At 37.7% G+C, this 19,954-nt stretch carries 17 protein-coding genes; 9 read left to right on the top strand and 8 right to left on the bottom strand.

Annotated features, from left to right (window positions below; translation table 11 throughout):
* Nucleotides 1-26 precede the first annotated feature (26 nt).
* Entirely contained in the window at nucleotides 27-896 is an 870-nt protein-coding gene (locus DBR39_RS11935; protein WP_124533357.1) for a helix-turn-helix domain-containing protein, read from the bottom strand.
* Nucleotides 897-998: 102 nt separating this feature from the next.
* Between DBR39_RS11935 and DBR39_RS11930 the strand changes: the two genes are divergently transcribed.
* The 4 genes from DBR39_RS11930 (at nucleotide 999) to DBR39_RS11915 (ending at nucleotide 4,986) form a co-directional block, all read left to right on the top strand.
* Nucleotides 999-2,405: an aldehyde dehydrogenase family protein gene (locus tag DBR39_RS11930; RefSeq protein WP_124533355.1), complete on the top strand. Its 1,407-nt coding sequence runs from the start codon at nucleotides 999-1,001 to the stop codon at nucleotides 2,403-2,405.
* 17 nt (nucleotides 2,406-2,422) lie between these two features.
* On the top strand, nucleotides 2,423-3,973 hold the full coding sequence (locus tag DBR39_RS11925; protein WP_124533353.1) for a GMC family oxidoreductase: 1,551 nt from the start codon (nucleotides 2,423-2,425) through the stop codon (nucleotides 3,971-3,973).
* Between the two features lie 126 nt (nucleotides 3,974-4,099).
* The gene (locus DBR39_RS11920; protein WP_124533351.1) at nucleotides 4,100-4,522 is read left to right on the top strand and encodes a PaaI family thioesterase; all 423 of its coding nucleotides are present in this window, start codon (nucleotides 4,100-4,102) and stop codon (nucleotides 4,520-4,522) included.
* Nucleotides 4,523-4,641: 119 nt separating this feature from the next.
* Complete coding sequence (locus tag DBR39_RS11915) at nucleotides 4,642-4,986, top strand: phage holin family protein (RefSeq protein ID WP_124533348.1); 345 nt, start codon at nucleotides 4,642-4,644, stop codon at nucleotides 4,984-4,986.
* A gap of 50 nt (nucleotides 4,987-5,036) precedes the next feature.
* On the opposite strand, the gene DBR39_RS11910 is transcribed toward DBR39_RS11915, so the two are convergent.
* Nucleotides 5,037-5,903, bottom strand: coding sequence for a chitobiase/beta-hexosaminidase C-terminal domain-containing protein (locus DBR39_RS11910; protein ID WP_124533346.1), 867 nt, complete (start codon nucleotides 5,901-5,903; stop codon nucleotides 5,037-5,039).
* A 207-nt stretch (nucleotides 5,904-6,110) separates the two neighbouring features.
* On the opposite strand from DBR39_RS11910, the gene DBR39_RS11905 reads away from it, so the two are divergent.
* On the top strand, nucleotides 6,111-8,105 hold the full coding sequence (locus tag DBR39_RS11905) for a S9 family peptidase (RefSeq protein WP_124533344.1): 1,995 nt from the start codon (nucleotides 6,111-6,113) through the stop codon (nucleotides 8,103-8,105).
* A gap of 98 nt (nucleotides 8,106-8,203) precedes the next feature.
* A complete protein-coding gene (locus DBR39_RS11900) occupies nucleotides 8,204-8,695 on the top strand; it encodes a DNA-deoxyinosine glycosylase (protein ID WP_124533342.1) in 492 nt (163 codons plus the stop codon).
* A gap of 185 nt (nucleotides 8,696-8,880) precedes the next feature.
* Here the strand turns inward: DBR39_RS11900 and DBR39_RS11895 are convergent, their stop codons facing one another.
* The 6 genes from DBR39_RS11895 to DBR39_RS11870 form a co-directional block, all read right to left on the bottom strand.
* Entirely contained in the window at nucleotides 8,881-9,915 is a 1,035-nt protein-coding gene (locus tag DBR39_RS11895; protein ID WP_124533340.1) for a phosphotransferase enzyme family protein, read from the bottom strand.
* Nucleotides 9,906-10,820 carry an NDP-sugar synthase gene (locus DBR39_RS11890; RefSeq protein ID WP_124533339.1) on the bottom strand — a complete coding sequence of 305 codons (915 nt, stop codon included), beginning with the start codon at nucleotides 10,818-10,820 and terminating at the stop codon, nucleotides 9,906-9,908. The genes DBR39_RS11895 and DBR39_RS11890 overlap by 10 nt, the downstream gene beginning before the upstream one ends.
* The gene (locus DBR39_RS11885) at nucleotides 10,810-12,207 is read right to left on the bottom strand and encodes a Gfo/Idh/MocA family protein (protein ID WP_109738011.1); all 1,398 of its coding nucleotides are present in this window, start codon (nucleotides 12,205-12,207) and stop codon (nucleotides 10,810-10,812) included. The genes DBR39_RS11890 and DBR39_RS11885 overlap by 11 nt, the downstream gene beginning before the upstream one ends.
* A 163-nt stretch (nucleotides 12,208-12,370) precedes the next feature.
* On the bottom strand, nucleotides 12,371-13,444 hold the full coding sequence (locus DBR39_RS11880; RefSeq protein ID WP_124533337.1) for a serine hydrolase domain-containing protein: 1,074 nt from the start codon (nucleotides 13,442-13,444) through the stop codon (nucleotides 12,371-12,373).
* Nucleotides 13,445-13,568: 124 nt separating this feature from the next.
* Nucleotides 13,569-15,104 (bottom strand): peptidase M61, encoded by a 1,536-nt coding sequence (locus tag DBR39_RS11875; RefSeq protein ID WP_124533335.1) that lies wholly within the window; start codon nucleotides 15,102-15,104, stop codon nucleotides 13,569-13,571.
* A gap of 47 nt (nucleotides 15,105-15,151) precedes the next feature.
* Nucleotides 15,152-15,844 (bottom strand): AIM24 family protein, encoded by a 693-nt coding sequence (locus DBR39_RS11870; RefSeq protein WP_124533333.1) that lies wholly within the window; start codon nucleotides 15,842-15,844, stop codon nucleotides 15,152-15,154.
* 674 nt (nucleotides 15,845-16,518) lie between these two features.
* Here DBR39_RS11870 and queA point away from each other — a divergent pair.
* The 3 genes from queA (at nucleotide 16,519) to DBR39_RS11855 (ending at nucleotide 19,703) form a co-directional block, all read left to right on the top strand.
* Nucleotides 16,519-17,568, top strand: coding sequence for a tRNA preQ1(34) S-adenosylmethionine ribosyltransferase-isomerase QueA (gene queA / locus DBR39_RS11865; protein ID WP_124533331.1), 1,050 nt, complete (start codon nucleotides 16,519-16,521; stop codon nucleotides 17,566-17,568).
* A 75-nt stretch (nucleotides 17,569-17,643) separates the two neighbouring features.
* Complete coding sequence (gene rlmN / locus DBR39_RS11860; protein WP_124533329.1) at nucleotides 17,644-18,678, top strand: 23S rRNA (adenine(2503)-C(2))-methyltransferase RlmN; 1,035 nt, start codon at nucleotides 17,644-17,646, stop codon at nucleotides 18,676-18,678.
* Nucleotides 18,679-18,752: 74 nt separating this feature from the next.
* Nucleotides 18,753-19,703 (top strand): sterol desaturase family protein, encoded by a 951-nt coding sequence (locus tag DBR39_RS11855; protein ID WP_124533327.1) that lies wholly within the window; start codon nucleotides 18,753-18,755, stop codon nucleotides 19,701-19,703.
* Nucleotides 19,704-19,954: the final 251 nt, after the last annotated feature.

Here is a 19,954-nt window from a genome sequence, read left to right as displayed (position 1 = left end):
TCTTCCATCTTCCAGCCCCAATGATATTAATCTATTTTAAATTTCTTCGGAGACTTTCCGGTGATCTGGGTGAATTTTCTGTAAAAATACTCCAGTGTATTAAAACCGGATTCAAAACATATATTTTTAATCCCAATTTCGGGGTTGCTTATTAATAGCTGCTTGGCGTGCTCTATTCTCAACTGGATAATATATTCTACCGGAGTACAGTTGTAGGAATGCTTAAACTTTTTAAACAGATTGGCCTCACTCATTCCTGCGATCACGGAAAGTTTCTTTATGGTAATCGGTTCTTTATAATTTTGTTTGATAAAATGAACCACTTCCTGCAGTCCGTTCTGTATACTTTCTGCCTTGTCAGAATACAGCAGAATATGTTTTGCATTGGTCTTCATCAGCTCATAGATCAGTTCCTTCAGACTTAAGCTTAAAAGAAAATCAGAAGTACCATACATACTGTTGTCTATTCTTCTGTTGTAAAGATTGGTAAGGCTTCTCCACAAAGATTCATCCGAGCTTACAAACTTTTTTACCATATTTTCCTTCATCATAATTCCCGTTCTGTCCCAGTCCGGATGCCAGGTTTCAATCACTTCAGAAAATACACTATCAATATATTCCTGCTCTATATTCAATACCAGGCATTTTGTGGGTTCTTTGAAAACAGGGTGGATGTCTATACTCAGTTCTTTATTACAGGGCGGGATAAATACACTTCTTTCATTAAACTCAAAAGTTTCATCCTCACTGCGAATGATTTTATTGCCACTCAGCATAAGCGTAATGACAGGCTTTTCAAAAAAGAAAGGAAAATCGTGGCATACTACATTCGTTTCAAACACATTCAATTCACCAAAAGGAATGCTGAAAACAGTTCTTTCTTCGATCTTTTCCATGATAGGTAGAGTTTAGGTTAAAAAAAATAGAGAATAGGTAAATGATTTATATCATGTTATTGCCATTTTCGAACTACGTAAAATACAAAATAAATTAAAACAATGGAAAATACATCATTAGCCAAAGAAAATCATATTTCAGACACCTACTTTTTATCCCTAAATCCTTCTACCTTAGAGGTTATAGGTGGAGTTTCCAATACTTCCCATGAGGAGATTGATGCTAAAATTGAGAAAGCAAAAAAGGCCCAAAAACTATGGTCAGCAAGACCGGATGCAGAAAGAAAAGACATTTTATTAAAAGTTGCCGAAGCTTTACAGCAAAATTCAAAACATCTGGCAGAATGGATCACCCGCGAGCAGGGAAAACCGCTTAATGGTCCTGGAGCTCATTTCGAAATGCAGGCCTGTGTAGGCTGGACACAAGTTCCCGCATCACTGGATTTACCTGAAGAAATTGTCTTTGAAGATGAAACCAGGAAAGACGTTGTATACAGAAACCCAATTGGAGTCGTTGCCGCCATTGCTCCCTGGAACTGGCCTCTGATGATTGCAATCTGGCAGATTATTCCATCACTCAGAATGGGAAATGCGGTCATCATCAAACCTTCAGAATATACCACTTTCTGCAGCCTGGAAATGATAAAAGTAATCAACAGCGTGCTTCCCGAAAATATTTTACAGGTCGTTACTGGCAGGGGTGAAGTAGGCAGTTATCTTACAGCCCATCCTGAAATTGGAAAAATTATGTTTACAGGATCTATTGCAACAGGGAAAAAAGTGATTGAAGCCTCTGTTAAAAATATGGCACGTCTAACCTTGGAATGTGGAGGAAATGATGCAGGGATTATCTTACCGGGTCTTGATGTAACCAAACATATCGATTCTATTTTCTGGGGAGCTTTCTTAAATATGGGACAGACTTGCGCCTGCTTAAAAAGATTATACGTTCATGAAAATGATTATGAAAAAGTAGTTCAGGCTCTGGCAGACTACTCTTCCAATATTCCGATGGGGAATGGTGCAGATGAGAACAATGTTTTAGGACCGATTCAGAATAAAATGCAGTACGATAAAATTCAGGATCTGATCCGTGATTCTGAAAATATGGGTGCCGATTTCATATTCAGAGGACAAAAACCTGATCTGGAAGGATATTTTATCCCGGTAACCCTTATTGGAAATGTAGATAACGGAAACAGAATTGTAGATGAAGAACAATTTGGGCCGGTATTGCCTATCATTAAATATAAAACCCTGGAAGAAGCTATTAGTAAAGCCAATGATTCTGAAACCGGATTGGGAGCTTCAGTTTGGAGCGATGATCTTAACGAAGCACAAAATGTAGCGGCAAAATTGGAAGCAGGAACAGTATGGATCAATCAACATGGTGCCATTCATCCTTTTGTTCCTTTTGGAGGAGTAAAACAATCCGGATATGGAGTGGAATTTGGAATTGAAGGACTCAAAGCAGTCACCGTTCCTAAAGTAATCAGTATCAAAAAATAAAGATCAAATTAAAACTCATGAAATACGATTTTATAATTGTCGGATCCGGTTCGGCAGGAGCTGTAATAGCCAATAGATTAAGCGAAAACGAAAATATAAATGTGCTTCTGCTGGAGGCAGGTCCTGATGATAAAGTTGCTGAGGTACAGGAACAGGCAGGATGGCCTGCCGTATGGAATACCGAAAGAGACTGGGCTTATCATACCGTGGCGCAGGAACATGCAGGAGGAAATACCCGATACTGGCCCCGTGGTAAGACATTGGGTGGTTCGAGTTCTATCAACGGACTGATCTACATCAGAGGACATCAGCAGGATTATGATAGCTGGGCTTATAAAGGATGTGTGGGCTGGGATTGGAATGCTGTTTTACCTTATTTTAAAAAATCCGAAACCCACGAAGATGGTGGAGACGACATTCATGGGGGAGAGGGGCCGCTTTTTGTAAGCCGTATCAAACATCCGAATGAAATTTCAATAAGCGCTATTGAAGCCTGTAAAGAATTGGGTTATCCTTTGACAGACGATTTTAACAAAGAAATCTGGGGAGCGGGTCTTAATCACCTGACGGCAGGAAAAGATAGCAAAAGATGTTCTACTGCTAAAGCATTTTTAGATCCGGTGAAATCCCGTACCAATTTACATATTCATACCAATGCTTTGGCTCAGAAATTAATTTTTGAAGGAAACGAGTGTATCGGTGTTCAGTATCTGAAAGACGGCGAATTAATAGAAGTAGAAGCTGAAAAAGAAGTCATTGTATCTTGCGGAACTATAGAATCTGCGAAGCTTCTGATGATTTCCGGAATCGGGGATAAAGAAGAACTGGAATCAGTGGGAATTTCAGTGGTAAAAGACTTAAAAGGAGTTGGGAAAAACCTTCAGGACCACCTTTTGACCAGTGTTATTTTTAAAGCTAAAAAAGAGATTCCTGCACCACAAGCCAATCTGCTGGAAGCACAATTATTCTGGAAAAGCAAAGAAGAAATGGTATATCCTGACCTGCAGCCTTTGTTTATGGGACTTCCTTATTACAGCCCCGGATTTACAGGACCGGAAGATGCTTTCACATTCTGCGCAGGCTTTATCAGACCCGCGAGTAAAGGATATATAAAATTAACATCTTCCGATCCCTCTGCACCGCTGGAAATTAATCCAATGTATCTTTCTGAGGAATCTGATCTGGACGCTCTTTACCGCTGCGTTGAAATCTGCCGTGAAATGGGAAGAACAGAAGCAATGAAAGAATGGAATGATGGTGAAATCTATCCGGGAGAAGGAAAAACAAAAGAAGAAGTGATTGATTATATTAAAAAATCATGTTCCACTTACCATCATATGACAGGAACCTGTAAAATGGGAATCGACAGTGAGTCGGTGGTTGATCCAAGACTGAAAGTATATGGAATAAAAGGATTAAGAGTGGCAGATGCATCCATTATGCCCGATGTGGTTTCCGGAAATACCAATGCACCTACCATTATGATTGGAGAAAAAGCAGCTGATATGATTAAAGAAGACCATCATTTGAAAATATCAAGTTCATCAGAAAAGTTATCGTTTGTTTAATTCAGAGTTTAGAAGCTCAAAAAGAAGCCGTTTCATCTTATGTGGAACGGCTTTTTAAATGAAACTTTTTGAATATAATAGAAATAAAAAAGGCTGCAGTCCTTATCTTTGATTAAAATAAAATTCATGACTCCAGAGAAAAGAAAACTTATTACAGACAGCTTCAGCCGTTCAGAAACCTTACAATTCTATAAAGCAGAACTGCTGGAAGTAGAAACCGATTTTGTATCCATTAAGATTCCCAAAATGGAAATGATGACCAGAAAAGCCGGAATGTTCAACGGGGCTATGATTGCTTCTCTGGTGGATGTTTCTTCAGGGTATGCAGCCGTGAGTCATTACGCAGAAGACTGTTATGTGGTAACCGTTGAATTGAAGGTGAATTATCTTCGTCCTGCCATGGGAGATGCTTTGGTTTCGAAATCCTATGTTCTCAAAGGGGGAGGGAGAATAATTGTAGTGAGAACGGAAATCTATGTTCAAACCGAAGGTTCTGATTCTGAAAGCCATGTTGCCACTTCATTAGTAACCATGATGAAAATAAAATAACAATATAGAGAGAAATAAAGATTAAAATATTCCTTAAACAAAGGGTTTTTGCAGAATTTTTTGTTTGAAATGGAATGGCTTTTGCTCAGTACATCCCATCAACATTAAAAAATAACTCAATGAACTTAATTATCCGATTATTTATCACAGCAATTGTTGCTTATCTTTTAACCAAAATCTTACCGGGAGTACAATTTGAAGGATTTTCTTCAGCCATTATCTTTGCTATTGTGCTTGGGGTTCTTAACATATTTGTAAAGCCTATTTTAAGTTTGTTTGGTCTTCCTTTGACCATTCTTACATTAGGATTCTTCGCCCTGGTAATCAATGCCGGAATTGTACTGATTGCAGACTATTTCATAGATAGTATGGTGGTAGATGGTTTCTGGTGGGCATTTATCTTCAGTATATTATTGTCAATTGTTACTTCATTAGCGAACTCAATGTTCTCAGATGGAGAGTAATTAAAATCATAACACATCAAAATAAAAATCCGCTCGTTGAGCGGATTTTTTTATTTTTTGATGAACTTCAGTAAAACCAGATCTCCTTTCGAGTCTTTCAGTTTTAGAAAATAATTTCCTGAAATAAGTTGATGAATAGAAATTTCTTTTACAAACTGATCCTTTAGAACAACTCTTCCATTCGTATCTATGATCTCATACTCCTGAAAGTTCCTGTCGGTATTTACCTTTAAAACGTCTGAAACAGGATTCGGATATACCTTGATTAATACATTTTTATTGTGTGGCAACGTTTCTTTACCCGCTAAAAATAAGCATGACGGCGGAGTTGTTATCGCTCCGTCTGTAAAATCATAATACAAAGTACTTCCCATAGGAATCAAATTCGTACTTACAGTCGCAGGAATATTTTCAAAAGGAGTACAATTGTTAAAACGCACATTGGCACTTTCAAAATCTCGGGTAGTCTTATACCAGGATTCGCATCCTGCAGGCTGCATGATCACTCCCGGCCAGAATGTATCCATGGCAAAACCATCAATTGAATTGGGGCTCACCATATCGATCATTACACAGCTTCCTGATGTCCAGGTAGAAGGAACTTTAAAATAAATGACCGCAGAAGGAACACTTCCTGTATAATATTTTTTACTGATGACAGCCGTAGAACTTCCCTGCCCATTGACAAGAAATGCCTTGATTTCTTTATTCTGATCGATAGGAATCTGCACATTATTGACCGCTGAGGACGAACTCAGGGTTGGGGTACTTCCGTCAGTCGTATAATAAATAGTTCCGTTTCCATTAATAGTGGCCTGATAAGCATTATAATAATGATTGGAAAAAGGACTTATCGTTAACTGGGAAAAAAAGAATGAGGATACGAAAAATGAGGAAAAAAGTAGTAATTTTTTCATGAAGAATGGGTATTAGTTTGTTTTCTCTAAAATTAATAAAATTCGCCCATACATAAATGATTTATTTTTAAACTTTAGAAAACTTAAATGTTAATTCTTTCGTCCGTTTTTATTTTAAATATTAACTTTGGCAATCTTTGAATTTAATAAAAGGAGGTGTGAAATCATAAGGATTCCGTACCTCCATTAAAAAATGAATATCAACATATGAAACTTAAGTACAGTCTGCTGGCTTTGGCAGCTCCGCTCTTAATGAATGCACAACAAGTAATGACGCCTGAAATTCTTTGGACTTTGAAAAAAGTTGGGGTACAGGCAGTTTCACCAGATCAGGGTTCCCTTATCTATAAAGTTGGACAGGTAGATCTGAAAACAGAAAAAACGAAAAATGAGAACTATTTTCTGAATGTTCTTAATAATCAGTCTTCCAAAATTGATTTGGGTAAAAAAGCTCTTATTCAGTGGGATAAAAACGGAATTTATGCTCAGGAAGGAGACAAAATCTACCTTTCTAAAGATGCCGGAAAAACCTGGACAGAATTTTATACCATTGGAGAAGCTGATAACATTGTAATTTCTCCTGATGGGAAGAAAATTGCTTTCAGTAAGCAGGTGTTGGTAGAAAAAGTAATGGGGAAAGATAAATTCAGTGATACTCCTAAAACAACCGCTCAGGTATACACAGATCTGAATCACAGACACTGGGATTACTTCAATGAAGGGAAATACAACCATGTATTTGTTGTGAATACTTCTGATAAAGCAGAGGGTGCAAAAGACCTGTTGGAAGGGAAAATGTGGGATTCTCCTCAAAGACCTTTCGGGGGTGCTGAAGACTTTATCTGGAGCCCGGATTCTGCACAGCTTTTATATGTTACAAAACCTAAAAGTGGTAAAGAGTACTCTACCAGTACCAATACAGATATCTTTGCTTACGATCTGGCGTCAGGTACAACCAAAAATATTACAGAATCCAACAAAGGATATGATGTAAACCCTAAGTTCAGCCCGGATGGAAAATCTTTGATCTGGCAGAGCATGGCCAGAGATGGGTATGAAGCAGATAAAAATGATGTGAAAATCATGGACTGGAAGTCTGGGAAAACAACTAACCTTACTTCTGGCTGGGACGAAAGTGTTTCCGGAGATGTGCTTTGGGGAGCAGATTCAAAAACAATCTACTTTACAGCAGCATTCAGAGGAACAAAACAGCTTTTTGCCCTTGATTCAAAATCAGCAAAAGTACAGCAGATCACAAAAGGAGATTTTGACGTTAACGAAATCTTTACAGACAATAAAACTTCACTTTTAATAGGAAGAACAGACGTAAACCATGCAACAGAATTATTCTCTGTAAACGTTAAAAACGGAGAAATGAAGCAGGTGACTGAAGCGAACAAAGACACTTATGCTAAGTTGGCTCAGGGGAAATCTGAACTTAAAATGGTGAAAACTTCGGACGGTAAAGAAATGGGAGTTTGGTTCCACTATCCACCGAACTTTGACCCGAACAAAAAATATCCTACTTTGGTATACTGCCAGGGAGGTCCACAGTCTGCTCTTACTCAGTTTTTCAGTGTAAGATGGAACTTTGCTCTGATGGCAGCCAACGATTATATCGTGGTAGCACCCAACAGAAGAGGTATGCCGGGCTGGGGCACAAAATGGAATGAAGAAATTTCAAGAGACTGGGGCGGACAGCCAATGAGAGATTATCTGGCAGCAACGGATTTTGCAAAAACGTTACCTTATGTAGACGGTGACAGAGTAGCGGCTGTAGGAGCAAGTTATGGAGGATACAGTGTATTTATGCTGGCAGGAATTCATGAGAACAGATTCAAGACATTCATCGCACACGATGGATTATTTGATATGAAATCTTGGTACTTAACTACTGAAGAACTTTGGTTTGCAAACTGGGATCTTGGTTCACCATGGGAAAAACCACAACCAAAAGCATACACAGAATTCAACCCAAGTAATTTTGTAGATAAATGGAACAAACCCATCATGATCGTTCAGGGAGGAATTGATTTCCGTGTTCCTTACGAGCAGGGGCAGGAAGCTTTCCAGGCTGCAAAATTAAGAGGATTAAAATCTAAACTGGTGTATTTCCCGAACGAAAACCACTGGGTACTTCATCCACAAAACGGATTGGTATGGCAGAGAGAATTCTTCGACTGGTTGAAGGAAACTTTATAAGAAAAATAAGAATACAATATCAATAGGAGCGGGCTTTAGCCCGCTTTTTTTTATGATAAAAAATCCAACGGCTTTAGCTAAAATTTATATATTTGAATATGCAAAACCGTATTTCTTCATTTCCACCCCTTATTGATGCCCAATCTGAAATTATAATTTTAGGTTCAATTCCCGGAGTGAAATCATTGGAAAAACAACAGTACTATGCCCATCCACAAAATAAATTCTGGAAAATCATTTTTGAATTGCTGAAAGAAGAATTTACAGATGATTATACGCAAAGAATCGAAACCATAAAGAAACATCATATCGCCCTTTGGGATGTCATCGATACCTGTGAGCGGAAAGGAAGCCTGGATTCTGAAATCAAAAACGAAGAAGCCAATCAGATTGCTGAGCTATTGGAAGAACATCCAAATGTCAAAGCCATTTTCTGCAACGGTAGAAAATCCTATAAAAACTTACAGAAGCTGTTAGGAAAAAGCTATAAACTGCCTGTCGTTTTACTCCCTTCTACAAGCCCGCTTCATACGGTTTCCTTTGAGAAGAAGCTGGAAGAGTGGAAGAAGGTTCTGGAGTTTTTGAGCTGAGTGGGTGAGAGATTCTAGTTTATTGGGTGAGAGAGTTTGAGGGTTGGGGAGTAGTGAGAGGATAAAAGCTAGATTCCTACGGAATGACAAACATAGCGCTTTATCTATTATTCGTACACTTTGTCATTTCGTAGGAATCTAAATCTCATATTTAATCCTTAGTGAAGGATTATAAGATGTTAAAATCAATTGTTTATTAAATATTCTCTCAACCCTTTCAGCAGCTCTAGTTGGTTTTTTGTCCGTTCCAGGTTGTGTTCAGGATGTGTGATAGAATAGTAGGTGCTTCCATTCAGATAATCAGTTAAAAAACGAAGCTCCTGGATATAAATGGCGACTTGTGCCGCATAATCAAGATTCTCAGATTCTTTCGGTGTTAATTTTTCCTTTAGATAAAATAAAAATCCTTCTTTTACAGCCTTATACATTTCAGAGTTGAAATTGTTTACGGCACTTCCGTCATCTTCATGGGTTGTATTGGTGTAAGATTGGATCATCGTTCCAAAATCATATAGAATAGTGGAAATCATCATGGTGTCCAGATCAATGACAGCTAGCGGATGATGATTTTGATCGAAGAGGATATTGCTGATTTTTACATCCGCATGGATAATTCTTTTGGGAATTTGATTGCTTTTCTCCATTTCGATCCATTGATCAGGTAAGGACAGAAGCTGGTTGGTGATTTCTATTTCAGCCTTTGCGTTTTCTTTTAAATGAGGAGCTGCATCTTGTAGTGCATTTTTATAGTCCGCAACTCTCTTCTCAAAATTGAGAAAATCAGGAAGGGTATCTTCAATAGCAGGGAGCTTTTCAGTATTGACGATGGTCAGGAAATAACTAAAGGTTTTAGCTGCTTCAAAAGCCGTATGTAAAGATGGAGCGGTGAGAAAGGTAATGCTGTTTTCTACGAAACTTAGCATACGCCATGGCTCATCATTTGTATCTTTTACCAGAAGTTTATGAGTAAGAGAAGGGATAGGTTCTATAATCTGAAAATGATAATTATTTAACCTGAGAAGTTCATTAATCATCAAATGATTATTGATGATGATCTCCGGCTGTTTAAAAACATGATGGTTGATCTTTTGAAGGATAAACTTTTTCCCCTGATCTTTATCTTCCAGAAGGTAAGTGGTATTGATCAATCCGTCATTGATGGGAGAGAGATCATAGTTGTCGGTGCCGATAAACTCAATGACAATATCTTTTACTTCCATAAATCTTCCGGGTATCTGTTGTTTTTAATCTCTGAGATCAGAAAATCCTTAATTTCCTTTTTATCATCAGCATAAGTGACCCCCATCCATTGGGAAGGAGAGGTTTTTACCTTTACCTGTACTCTGTTTTCATCTATCATTCTCTGTACCGCAGAAGGAATATAAAACTCCTGGTTTGGCAGAGGCTCAGATTCGATAAAATCATAAAAATAAGCTTCCAGATAGCAGAAAATATGGGGATGGAAAATAAAAAAGTTCATCGAGACCAATGTTTCAGGATCTAATTTTATATTTTCTCCGTTTTTAATGTAGATAATTGAATTATTGATGATTTGAATGGAAGTTTGTTCTTCAACTTTGATCAGATAATTTTCAGAATCCAGCGTACATATTCCTCTTGCTACCGCTCCGTGGCCACTCAGTGTAGTACCTACAGGATAAGCAACCATTCCTAACTGTGTGTCTGAAATATGGTGATGATTAATTTCATATGCCGCCAGTTGATAAGCTTCTTTTCCGTAAAAATCATCCGCATTGATCATGACAAAAGGCTCCTGTATCGAATACTTGGCACAAAGCACAGCATGAGCAGTTCCCCATGGCTTTTCACGCTCAGGATAATCGAAGCCATCCAGCGAAATAGGAATACTGTCCATTTCCTGATACACCCAATGGAGCTCAAAGCTTTTTGCTGTTGAGATGCTGTTGAGTCTTTCAATATAGCTTTCCGGAATCAGCCTGTTGACAATAATGACCACTTTTCGGAAACCTGCTTCCAGGGCATCGAAGATAGAATACTCCAGAATCGGAGAACCGTTATTGAGTATACCATCCACCTGCTTGAGGCCTTTATATCTGCTGCCTAATCCGCCTGCTAATATGAGTAATGTTTTCTTAGAACTCATCAGTCATTCCAAATACAGGTTTACGGGTTTTCCATTTTCCATTGGTGAAATCAGGAATATCAACTACCTGACCACCTTTGGCAATAGACTCTTCACTCAATGGCGTAATCGAATACCACAATGCAAGATCATACACATCCATCGGGAATTCTATATTTCGTTTGATACATTCTATAAAAGTATTCATCACAAAGAAATCCATTCCGCCATGTCCTGCTCCTGCAGCAGAGCTTTCAAATTTCTTCCACATCGGATGATCGTATTCTTGCATCCATTTTTCCGTATTATCCCAACGGTGGGTATGGTTCATTGTTTTTTCAAAATAAATATGTCCCTGGTTGAAATCTCCCCATCCGAAATCCTGCCACAATCCTTCAGTTCCCTGAACCCGGAATCCTAGATCATATGGTCTTTGTAAGCTCGTGTCATGAGTCAGAAGGATGGTTTCCCCATTGGCACAGGCAATTTGGGTGGTTACTATATCTCCCTGGTTGAATTTTACTTTGGCACTTGGGTGATTTTCTCCTCCTTTAGGATGTTCAACGATATATTTGTGAAGCCCTACCGATTTTGATGAAAATGAAGACAGTCTTGTTAAACGGTTTCCTCTGTTGATGTCCATCATCATCGCAACAGGACCTAATCCATGGGTTGGATAAAGCTCTCCATTGCGTTTCACATAATGTTCAGTTCTCCATTTTGCCTCACTGAATCCTTTTTCTCCAAATTCAGCACCGGAATTGTAAGGAGTAACCCCGTCATTGAAAAGGACACCTCTCAGATCATGCTGATAACCTCCTCTTCCATGTACCAGTTCTCCAAACATCCCTTTGCGGACCATATTCAGGATGGCCATGATATCTCTTCGGTAACATACGTTTTCCATCATAAAGATAGGAACTTTCGTTTCCTCATATACCTTTACGAATTCCCAGCAGTCCTGAAGCTTTATCGCTCCGGAAACTTCCATGCCCACAATTTTTTTAGCACGCATTGCCTCTACACCCTGTGTAAGATGCCATTCCCATGGAGTAGCAATGACAACAGCGTCTATCGTTTTTAATTGTAAAAGATTTCGATAGTCATATTCCCCATTGGAAAACTCTTTAGCCGCCGGTTTATTATTGTCTTTTAATATTTTTTGAGAAGCAGCAAGCATTCTTTTCTCGGGATCTGCAAACGCTACAATCTCTACATCATTACGTTTTGCCAGTAATTTGACATGTTCCTGACCACGAAGACCGACTCCAATAAAACCTACACGGACTTTTTTATCTGTTTTAAAATCATTGGAATAGGCAAATAAAGAATTGGGTAAAACCAAGGCTCCAAAACTTGCCAAAGCAGCTGTTTTAAGAAAGTCTCTGCGGGAATTGCTATTGTTCATCTATTTTTTTCTTAAATATATTAAAACTTTTGTAAATCCCGATGGTGTGAGAGGGGAGAGTTGGAAGGTTTGTGAATTTGAGTGTCGAAGATTTTGTACCCTAGGGTTTTAAAGTATAGAAGTAGAAGAGGATAGCTTCTTTACCCTTTTGCTGCCTATAAATTTATTGCCCGTAATAAGCCATAATCAATTTTTCTCTCATCTTATTCAGGTATTTGATGTCTTTGGTATTGGAGAGGATAATCAAGGTAAGGTCTTTATCTGCTAAATGAACCCAATTGGCACTGTGCCCGTATCCTTCACCCTGGCGTTCCACAAACAACGTGTTTACAGAACCTAACTTTTTAGGATAAACCCAAAAACCAAGAGCGGTATCTTCAAGCTTTTTATCAGCAGTAAGCATGGTATCTAAAGTTGTTTTCTTAAACAGAACGTGATTGAAGACAGCCTGATCAAACGTCAGAAGATCTTTAGGAGTAGAATACATGGCTCCGGCAGAGTAAAAATTGTCAATATAAGTATTGGTAGGGGTATGAAGTGCAAATGGATTGTTTTCGTCTGCAGAATAACCATCATCTATATTGGGAATGATGTCATTATGGTGCAGAAATCCAGTATTCTGCATTTTGAGAGGAATTAAAATTTGTTCTTTAAGTACCTCTTCAAAGGATTTTTGGTATATTTTTTCAATAATTTTTCCCAGCAGTATAAAATCTCCATTGTTATAGCTGAACTTGGTTCCGGGTTGATCAATCAGCTTTTCAGAAAGAAATGTTGTGATAAAATCATCCAGATCCCAGATGGTATTGTCATAAGCCTGGTGAATGAGCTCCGGAGAGCTGATGTCTTTATTATCTCTCCCGCTGCTGTAAGTAAGAAGGTTTCTTATCGTTACCTTTTTGGCAGCTTCACCTTTGTATTCCGGGTAATAAGCAGCAATAGGAGCGTCCAGGTTGATTTTCCCTTTGTCATAGAGCTGCATGATCAATACAGCCGTAAACGTTTTGGTGAGTGAGAAAATATGAAACCGGGTTTCATCCGAAAAAGGAATATTGTAATGCCTGTTGGACAGACCTTTGTAAGTAAGTAATTCAATCTTTCCATTTTTGGCTAATAATACAGAACCGTTGAAATTATCTGTTTTCACAGCAGTATCAATTACTTTTTCAACTTTCTGGATCTGGGAATGAGCGATGATGGTTATCGTCAAAAACAGTCCTGATACTATATTTTTCATGGAGTTTTATTTTACAATTACTGAACTGAATTACTTACCTCAAAGATAATTATTTGTCGATTATTTTTCTATATAATCAACTTCTTCGTAAGACTGGATCAACAGTCATTCGCTGGATTAAAATTTACTGATTGATCCATGCTTTTCTTAAAGCCAGTTGTTTTGAATCAGGATTAGGCAGAACACTTACTTTTCCTGTAGTTTCATCATAATTAAAGCCTGCTTTTTCCAGATATTCTTTCAGAGGAAGAGGCTGGGCACCTTCTATAAAATCTCTGAAAAATGTACGTATTTCCGGATAAGTCATTTTGGTAATTTCATCAAACAGATCATCATCATTGAAATATTTTCCTTCTCCATATTTTTTCATAAGCAGCAGCATGAGATCCTGAGTTCCCATTTTGCCATTAGAAAGTTCTCTTAATCTTATATCCAGACACAGCCCGAGTAAGGGTCCTTTTTGGTAAAAATTCATGTACTGGTCCTGCCTTTCCATTGCATTTTTACTGATGTCTGTAAAAGAAAGCTTATTGTCAAACTCTTTCATGCCGTGTATCTTTTCTTCTATGCTTTTTTCAAAATCTTCCAGGCTGATCATTTTTTGTTTGATAGGCATATGAATGGTAGCATATTCTGTCATACCCTCATACAGCCATAGATGTTTAGACATCACAGGATTCAGGAAATCATAATGCTGAATTTCTCCTGAATGGATGTTGAGAGGAGTAATAATGTGAAAAAACTCATGGGAGGCCACTCGGTTTAAAGCATTCGGAAGAAATTTCATACTTCCGGAACGGTACAGGCACACTGTAGATTTGGCGTGTTCCAGACCGTCTCCAAGAAATCCTCTTTCATTGGAAGATTCATAATAAATCAAAAAGGCATACTTGTCTACCGGCAATGTTCCACCAAGATACGCCTGCTGATTTTTCAAAATGTTTTCTATCTCATGAGCTATTGTTTTGGAATAATGTCTTTCCTTTTTATTATAGAAGGATACAAGCACTTTGGTATGACCTATTTTCAGCCATGTGGTATCGGGAACAGAATATAAAACGGGGGAGTCTACCAATTGCCGGTAATCTTTTGCCCAAACCATATCCGTAGTTTTATTTTTCTGTTTATAATCCAAAGCAGATGAAGCATAAAAACCCTTGTTTTTGGTAATATTAATTTGGTACGGAATATCTTTCATTTCTTCAAAATATCCCACCAAAGAATTATAATTGATAACAAAAACGCTGTCTTTTTTAAACATACTGCCGGCAGATCTGGCCTCATTGGATTCCTTTTCCAAAGAGTCCCACCCATCTGCTACCTGGTAAGATATTGTAGCGACGTGTTTAAGATCATGTACCATCCAGCTATTTTTATCCAAACGCTCGGTAACGATTTTCTTTCCGTTTTTATCCGTAGCTGTAAAATGAGAAACATACTGTCCGAAATTCATTGCCTGATAAAATCCGGGAACCAGCTTGGGAATAATAAACTTACCTTGTGTAAGGTTATTCTTGGGGGGAGCAAAAGATACCTTTACCTCATCATTAGACATGTGAAGAAGATCTATGTGGTATTCATAATTCTTTTTTGGTGTTTGGGCAATCATCATATTAGGAAATATAACGATCACCAAAAATAGCTTTATAAGAGTCTTCATCTGCTACTATTTTAGTTATTGTGAAAATAAATGATGTCTAAGGGCGTTTATTTTTCCATATAATAAACCTCTTCATAAGGCTGGATCAATACCCATCCGTGTCCTGAAAATTTCATCTGAAACTCTTCACCGCTACCTCTTCCCATTAAACTCTGAAATGAAATATTGGTTTTCAGCTCCGGAATAAGGTTTCCGGACCATGCCACTGTAGCATTTGGATCTGTGAAAACAGGAGTATCAGGAGTAACCAATAAGGTCAAAGGATCACCGTGAGTGGTAATTGCAATATGTCCTGTACCTGAAAGTTTCACTTGGAAAAGACCGCCAGACATCATTCCTGCAATACTTTTAAGCATGGTGATATCACTTTTTATGCTTTGTTCATGGGCAAGCACATCATTTCCGTTTACACAGACTGACTCATTATTCAGATAAAGAATACGAACTTTCTTCCCAAAATCAGCGACGTACAACTTACCTGTTCCTTCAGCTTTCATCAGCTTTGCTCCTTCACCACTGATGGCTTTCTTCAAAAAATTGCCAATTCCGCCAGCCAGCATTCCCTGTCTTTCAAAATTGACATTCCCCACATAACTTACCATGCTTCCTTTTTTCGTCCATACTGCCTGGTTATTAAGGTTGATTTCCAAAAGATGTTTGGTTTCCAGTTCAAAATAATCTCTTTGCTGAGGATTCTCTTTCGTTTCGTTGATAAATGCTTCTATCGAATATTTACTCATAGTGATCTATTTTTAATTTGTTGTTTTTATACTGTTCCTGTTTTATTTTGTCGAGTTTGTATCTCTTTTGTTACTTTTAGAATTCAAATCCAATAATTTATATTCTTAGAAATTGACATTTAGCTTTAAATATTTCAGTTACCTTTTCTATTGACCATACTTTATAAACAGACAGAAGATCGTTGCTGAAAAAGATATTAAAATAAAGTTTTTCATCCGGGTTGTTGATCCTGATTCTTCTCTGTTCCTTACAATAAATTGACGATAAAGTGCGGTTATGATCATTTTTTCACCCTATTTTAGAGTGTCCATCGGACAAATCTTCGTTTTCTTCAGAGTCTCTATCTTGATTATTTGGGTAATACGCTTTCGTTTTTAAGTGAAAATTAAACCAGACAGAATCAATCTCATTGATCCTCTAGAATTTGTTGAATATGAATATTTTATGACTGTTAGGATACGGATGGTGAACGGAGTGAATTTTACTTATTTGCTCAATATTGAATTTAAATTTTTTTAAAACTAATCTTTTTAAGCTTTAAAAATCCCCATGAAATCAGGGTTTTAAATTTGATTGTAAATAATACTTGACAAAGGGGTATTCAATGTCGTATATTTGCACTCCGAAAATTACACCTTGTAATTTCAGTAATTTTTAAACCGTAATTTAAAAAATGAAAACATCAGATTTTAATTTTGACCTTCCTGAGGAATTATTAGCAGAACACCCATCAGAGCATAGAGATGAAGCTAGATTAATGGTACTTGATAGAAAAACACAAACTATCGAGCACAAGTTATTCAAGGATGTAGTGGACTATTTTGATGAAGATGATTTGTTTATCTTCAACAATACGAAAGTTTTCCCTGCACGTCTTTACGGAAATAAAGAAAAAACAGGTGCTAAAATTGAAGTTTTCTTATTAAGAGAGCTTGATAAAGAAACAAGAGTTTGGGATGTTTTAGTAGATCCTGCAAGAAAAATCAGAATTGGTAACAAACTATTCTTCACTGAAGATGAATCTTTGGTAGCTGAAGTTATCGATAATACAACTTCAAGAGGAAGAACATTAAGATTCTTATTCGATGGTTCTTACGACGAATTCAGAACGAAATTAAAAGAATTGGGAGAAACTCCACTTCCAAAATATATCAAAAGAGCTGTAGAACCTGAAGATGCAGAAAGATATCAGACGATTTATGCAAAAATAGAAGGAGCAGTGGCTGCACCTACAGCAGGTCTTCACTTCTCCAGACATTTGATGAAGAGATTAGAGATCAAAGGAGTTAATTTTGCTGAAGTTACCCTTCACGTAGGATTGGGGACATTCAACCCGATTGAGGTAGAAGATCTTTCTAAGCACAAAATGGAATCTGAAGAGATTATCATCGATGAGAAAAATGCTTTAATTATCAATAAAGCAGTAGAAACTCACAGAAGAGTTTGTGCAGTAGGTACTACTACAATGAGAGCATTGGAAACTTCTGTTTCTTCAAACAAAAAAATCTCTGCTTTCAACGGATGGACGAATAAATTCATTTATCCGCCTCACGATTTTGGAGTTGCTACTTCAATGATCACAAACTTCCACACACCGAAGTCTACATTGCTTATGATGATTGCTGCGTTTGCAGGAAGAGATTTCATTATGCAAGCTTATGAAGAAGCCATAAAAGAAAAGTATAAATTCTATTCTTATGGTGATGCCATGTTAATTCTATAAAAAAGATAATAGGAATAGGTTGCAGGTAATCGTATCTGCAACCTACAACCTAAGATCTGCAACTTACCTCCTGAAATGAAAGATATCCGTATATTATCACTAGATCAGCTTAAAGACTACTTTGAATCTTTAGGTGAAAAACCGTTTCGTGCGAAACAGGTCTATGACTGGCTATGGAGTAAAAACCTCCATTCGATTGATGAAATGACGAATCTTTCGAAATCACTTCGTGAAAAAATTTCAGAAGAATATACCATCAACCCTGTTTCCGTAGATCTTCTTCAAAAAAGCTCTGACGGAACCATCAAAAACGGCGTGAAACTTCATGACGGACTGATGGTGGAATCTGTTCTTATTCCTACAGAAACAAGAACTACAGCCTGTGTATCGTCACAGGTGGGATGCTCATTAAACTGCGAATTCTGCGCTACAGCCAAACTGAAAAGGATGAGAAACCTTGAAGTGGCTGAGATTGTAGATCAGGTAGCACTTATTGACACCCAAAGCAAAATGTACTTCGACAGACCGCTTTCCAATATCGTATTTATGGGTATGGGAGAACCGATGATGAACTACAAAAACGTAGTGGAGGCCATCAAAAAAATTACCCAGCCGGAAGGATTGGGAATGTCTCCAAGAAGAATTACCGTTTCTACATCCGGTATTCCTAAGATGATCAAAATGCTTGCAGATGATGATCTGCGTGTGAAACTGGCTTTGTCCCTTCACTCAGCGATTGAATCCAAGCGTAATGAGATCATGCCTTTCTCTGATAAATTCCCGTTAACGGATATTATGGAGTCTCTTCAGTATTGGTATCAAAAGACAGCTTCTGTCATTACTTTTGAATATTGTGTATGGAAAGGGATCAATGACGGAGATGAAGATATCAAAGCGTTAATCAAATACTGCAAACAGGTTCCTTCAAAAGTAAACCTGATTCAATACAACCCGATCGGGGATGGAAAGTATGACAAGTGCAACAAACAGGCGGAAGAAAATTATATTCGTCAGCTTGAAAATGCAGGGATTACGGTAATGGTCAGAAGAAGCCGTGGAGGGGATATAGATGCCGCCTGTGGGCAATTGGCCAACAAAGCAACAGATTAAAATTTCCTTAAAAAAAAACCAAACATTTTCTTAAAAATAGGGTAAGCCATACCTTTGCAAAAATTATTTTTGTGATGATGGATTTTCTTATGAGTGAGGACGGGCTTGAAAATGTATATGCATGGTCTATTCCGCTGCATGCTTCTGTCATTTTAGCCGAAATGATTTACAGCCACGTTTCAGAAGCGAAATTATATAGTGGAAAGGACCTTGTTACGAATGTTTATCTGGCACTGATGAACTTTGGCTTAGACCTCATCATGAAAGCATTTGCCATGGGCGTAATGTTTTTCTTTTACAACCACAGACTTTTTTCATGGGATTTTAGCGTAGGGTATTTATTAGCATGTTTTATAATAACAGACTTTGCCTATTATGTACTGCATTATGTTGACCACCGCTCCAGAGCCTTCTGGGCAGTTCATATCACGCACCACAGTTCAGAATATTTTAACCTTACAACAGGATTCAGAAGCCCGGTATTGCAGCCGCTTTACAGATATTTATATTTTTCACCGCTTGCGTTTTTAGGATTCAATCCATGGCATATTATGGTTGCTTATGCTATCGGACAGGTATATGGCACATGGGTACATACACAGACTGTGAAAAGTCTGGGATTTTTAGAATACATTCTGGTAACGCCTTCTCATCACCGTGTACACCATGCATGCAATGTGAAATATCTGGATAAAAACATGGGAATGTGTCTGATTATTTGGGATAAAATATTTGGAACTTTCCAGAAAGAAGACCCGAATATACCTGTAAAATTCGGAATCTATCCTAAAATGCCGGACAACAGACCGGATACCGTTCTTTTTTATGAATGGAGAAAAATCTGGAAAGATCTTAAACAGCCGGGATTAAAATTCACAGACAGAATCAACTATATTTTCAATGCACCGGGATGGAGACATGACGGAACCGGAAAGACGGTAAGACAATACCAGAAAGAGTATTTTGCAAAACAGGCGAAAAAGAATGAACAACAGCAAAATCAGAAAAAGCAGAAAACTGCTTAACTTTTGATTTAAAATCAATAAAAATCTGAGGGAAAAGCGGGCTATTTTAGCTCGTTTTTCTATTGTAGGAAATCGGTTAGTCGAAGGATGACAGAGTAAGCAAAAAGCAAAAAGTAAAATTGCAGATCAGCTTTTGTTTTCTACCTATCAGCTATTCCATAACCCATAACCCGCATGTCAAAACTCTCCAACCTTCTAACTCTCAAACCCCGCAACCCCGCAAACTCGCAATAAAACCCTACTTTTGTCTT

It is taken from the genome of Chryseobacterium sp. KBW03 (genome assembly GCF_003852415.1).
Taxonomy (GTDB): Bacteria; Bacteroidota; Bacteroidia; order Flavobacteriales; family Weeksellaceae; genus Chryseobacterium; species Chryseobacterium viscerum.
Note: the sequence above shows the minus strand (reverse complement) of the source record. Positions and strands in the feature narration are given on the sequence as shown.